We start from the raw sequence: 3393 nt of genomic DNA, 5'->3' as shown, positions 1-3393 counted from the left end.
ACGATTCTATCGTGTGCGTTTGGTGCTGGTTTAACCTCAGCAGCGGCTTTAATTAAGTGGGGCGATAGAGTCACCCCTCTAAAAGTCAGTGATGCTGAGCTGCCTCCTTGTGATAAAACGGGTATTGAACTAGTCAGCAAAGCTGTGAAGCACTTTTGTAAGTAGCTTTAGCCACTCGTTAAACACCAACAAACACCGACGCAATGAGTCGGTGTTTTTGTATCAAATAATCGCTTCATCCCAATAAATAGCTTCTTTAAAATAACTGCCGATTTCATTATTCAATTTGCTAAAACTAGACAGAGCTTTTTCTTCTCCAGTCAAACAATAGCAAACAAATCTATGACAATTATTATCGAGTAAGTCGTATTCTCGATAGCTAAATATAGCTTCCTTAGCCCGCTCTAATACGTTATTGCCAACTAATGGTTGGTGCAGGTGATTACATGCCTGATAGACTCTGCTACCGCTTCTTCCTGCAAGAAATCGTTCAATCGAAATAGCCCGGACTAGCCCACTACCGTGTAGCTCAACCAAGGTGTCCTCACCAAGCCAAATACCGGTATGCTCAATAACGCCAAAGACAAAACAACAAATAATAGCACCAGGCTCTAATGCAACCTTCTTATCACCTGTATGCCATAAACTAGGAGCAAGTTCAGCACTGTCTCCATGGGAATGAGCAGATTTAGCCTTGCCCTGCATGCGCTTGTGGGCAATATCCTTCTGATTTTTGCGTTCCTCAGCAACCAAAGCCGCACCTATTGCAGCTGCACCTAACCATATCAAGGGTAATGCCATACAGTTTCCTCTAGCTAAAATAGATCTAATACTCTGTAAGCTATACAACAATTCTAGTCAGCAGAAGCCAAAAAGTGTAACCAAAACTTGCTTATTGCTGATTACGGTAACCCATTTAGTGTCGACGATAAGAATTACAGTGACTTTATCGTCAACTAAAACGGAAGAATATTTAAACTAAAGCGTAAATTTGTTAGATGTTTAGTCATACACAAGCATTGAATATAATCAATTAATACACTACTTTAATAAGAAGCAGTGCAATGAGGAGATATCTATGAAAGGAATCATTTTTGCAGAGTTTTTAGAGTTAGTTGAAGACTCTTTCGGTTTAGAAATTTGTCAAAAAATGCTCGATGAAAACCAAAATGACGGTGTTTATACCAGTGTTGGCACTTATGATCACCACGATTTGATTAAACTCATTGTAAGTTTAAGCAAGCTCACTGGAGTATCGATAGAAGATCTGCAAGAGATCTATGGCAAATCTGTTTTTATCACACTATTCAATAGTATGCCTGGTCTTGCGGGCAAGTCAGATTCAACCTTTGACTTTATCAAGAGTGTAGAAGAGTACATCCATATTGAAGTTAAAAAACTTTACCAAAACGCTAACCCTCCGACATTTAATTTTATTTCAGCAACAGAAAGTCAGTTAGTAATGGATTACGTTTCGGCGCGCTGTATGTCTCACGTTTGTTTAGGCTTAATTCAAGGCTGCGCAGAGCATTTCAATGAAAAGGTAGAGATAATCATGGAACCGCTTGTTAAAGACAGTTCTGAAGTGCGCTTTACCATCACGCACGTTTAGCTATTAGGTCAATAAGTAGTCTATGCCGAGTGAAGAGATCCAAGCGCTAACAACAAAAATAGAGCTATTAAACCGAAAAATAGCCCGTGAAAAAGCTGCAAAAAAAGCAGCTGAAGCTCTATTGGAAGAAAAAAGTCGAGAATTATACAGCGCTAAGCAACTGGTTGAAGATTCCTTAGTCAATGTTAAAGAGGAGTCAAAGCAAGGTATCGCCCTGCTCCATTTTAAGACTTATCTTGAATCTATCTTACTCGACTATAATCAATTGTTTTTGCAAAAACCTATCTCTAATATTTTGTTGCAGCGGCTATTGGATGATCTCATTGGTATAGAAAATATCAGAGCTAGCCGCATTCGATTCAAGTCTCCTACTGAAGAAAACAAATATGATACTTTTATCGCGGGTGATAAATCACTAATACAACAAGTATCAACCGCCAACCAAATATTAAATTGGTCAGAAGACCGTCAACAAATAAAATTACTCATCAAGACTTCAAATAGTGTTTTAGGCAGTTTAACACTGGTCATTGAATCACCTCATTCATGGCAAAATACCATTGAGAAACAGCTACTGTTATTTTGCGATATGATTAGTGCAGCCCAGCGACGACAAGAACTCCTCGAAAATACGATTAAGGAAAAATTAAGGGCTGAATCCTCAGAGCAATCGACTCGCGATTTTGTTGCGATGATTAACCACGAATTGAGAACCCCTCTAAATGGACTATTAGGCTCTGCGGAGCTTATGCTTGATACCACGCTGTCGAGCTATCAACAGCAACTTCTCAATACCATGCATCAATCTGGAGAGCTGTTAAGAGTCATCATCAATGACTTATTAGATCTAAGTAAGATGAGCGCCGGCATGCTGCAAATTGTCGAGGTCGACTTTGCGCCAGCTAAATTATGCCAAATGATCTTTGATATTTTCAAACAACGTACTGAAGAGTTTGGCCTCACATTTACTTTTAATGTGCAGCAACATATTCCTCAAATGTTGCTTGGAGATCCTGATAGGATCAAACAAATCCTCGTAAACCTCATTGGTAACGCCCTAAAGTTTACCCAGCAAGGTGAAATTAAAGTCGATATCACATGGGAACAACAACAGCTTCATTTCAACGTACAAGATACAGGCTGTGGGATCCCTGAAGGTAAGATAGCCACACTATTTGAACCTTTTACTCAAGTTAATAATTCTAGTAACCGCTCCTTTGAAGGCACTGGTCTAGGGCTTGCTATTTGTAAGCAATTGGTCGATGAGATGAATGGCACAATCTCTTTAAGTTCAATTCTTGGTGAGGGAAGTAGTTTCAAAGTTTCTCTGCCGTTAAAATGCTCACAGAAAACAGCGATAGATATTGATCAACCTCAAGTTGAATACCCAATTGAAAAACTGACGGTTCTCGTAGTAGAAGATAGTAAAGTTAATCAAATGCTGATAGAGATGATTTTATCTAAATTCAGAATTACCCCCACTATTGCAAATGACGGCCAAGAAGCAATTAATTATTTAGCCGACAATAACGTCGACATTGTATTCATGGATTGCCGAATGCCTGTCGTTGATGGATTTGAAGCAACCAGTATACTGCGTGAGCAAGGCTATACAAAACCAATCATTGCATTAACAGCCAGTACCACTTCAGTTGAAACTGAGCAATGTTACCAATGTGGGATGGATGAGATAATTAGTAAACCCTACCAACAGGATGACATTAAGACCGCATTGATAAAATGGGGACAAATACTTGATACAACTAGGGGCTGTTGATCTT

The 3393-nt window shown here is 39.2% G+C and carries 3 protein-coding genes and 1 pseudogene; 3 read left to right on the top strand and 1 reads right to left on the bottom strand.

The features are described from left to right. A pseudogene (locus tag AB4135_RS22225) lies at nt 1–165 on the top strand (3-oxoacyl-ACP synthase); the annotation flags it as partial. Between the two features lie 57 nt (nt 166–222). Here AB4135_RS22225 and AB4135_RS20955 read toward each other — a convergent pair. Further along, nucleotides 223–801, bottom strand: coding sequence for a lecithin retinol acyltransferase family protein (locus tag AB4135_RS20955; RefSeq protein ID WP_371995366.1), 579 nt, complete (start codon nt 799–801; stop codon nt 223–225). Nucleotides 802–1078: 277 nt separating this feature from the next. Between AB4135_RS20955 and AB4135_RS20950 the strand changes: the two genes are divergently transcribed. Together AB4135_RS20950 and AB4135_RS20945 are read left to right on the top strand one after the other, a co-directional pair. Next, entirely contained in the window at nt 1079–1612 is a 534-nt protein-coding gene (locus AB4135_RS20950; protein ID WP_371995365.1) for a heme NO-binding domain-containing protein, read from the top strand. 22 nt (nt 1613–1634) lie between these two features. Beyond that, on the top strand, nt 1635–3389 hold the full coding sequence (locus tag AB4135_RS20945; RefSeq protein ID WP_371995364.1) for an ATP-binding protein: 1755 nt from the start codon (nt 1635–1637) through the stop codon (nt 3387–3389). Nucleotides 3390–3393 lie beyond the last annotated feature (4 nt).

This window comes from Shewanella sp. 10N.286.54.B9 (assembly GCF_041468565.1).
Taxonomy (GTDB): domain Bacteria; phylum Pseudomonadota; class Gammaproteobacteria; order Enterobacterales; family Shewanellaceae; genus Shewanella.
This window is presented reverse-complemented; position numbering and strand designations above follow the sequence as displayed.

Excerpts from the sequence above, each read along its gene's own strand:
- AB4135_RS20955 (WP_371995366.1), bottom strand. The coding sequence starts at position 801 with ATGGCATTACCCTTGATATGGTTAGGTGCAGCTGCAATAGGTGCGGCT.
- AB4135_RS20950 (WP_371995365.1), top strand. The coding sequence starts at position 1,079 with ATGAAAGGAATCATTTTTGCAGAGTTTTTAGAGTTAGTTGAAGACTCT.
- AB4135_RS20945 (WP_371995364.1), top strand. The coding sequence starts at position 1,635 with ATGCCGAGTGAAGAGATCCAAGCGCTAACAACAAAAATAGAGCTATTA.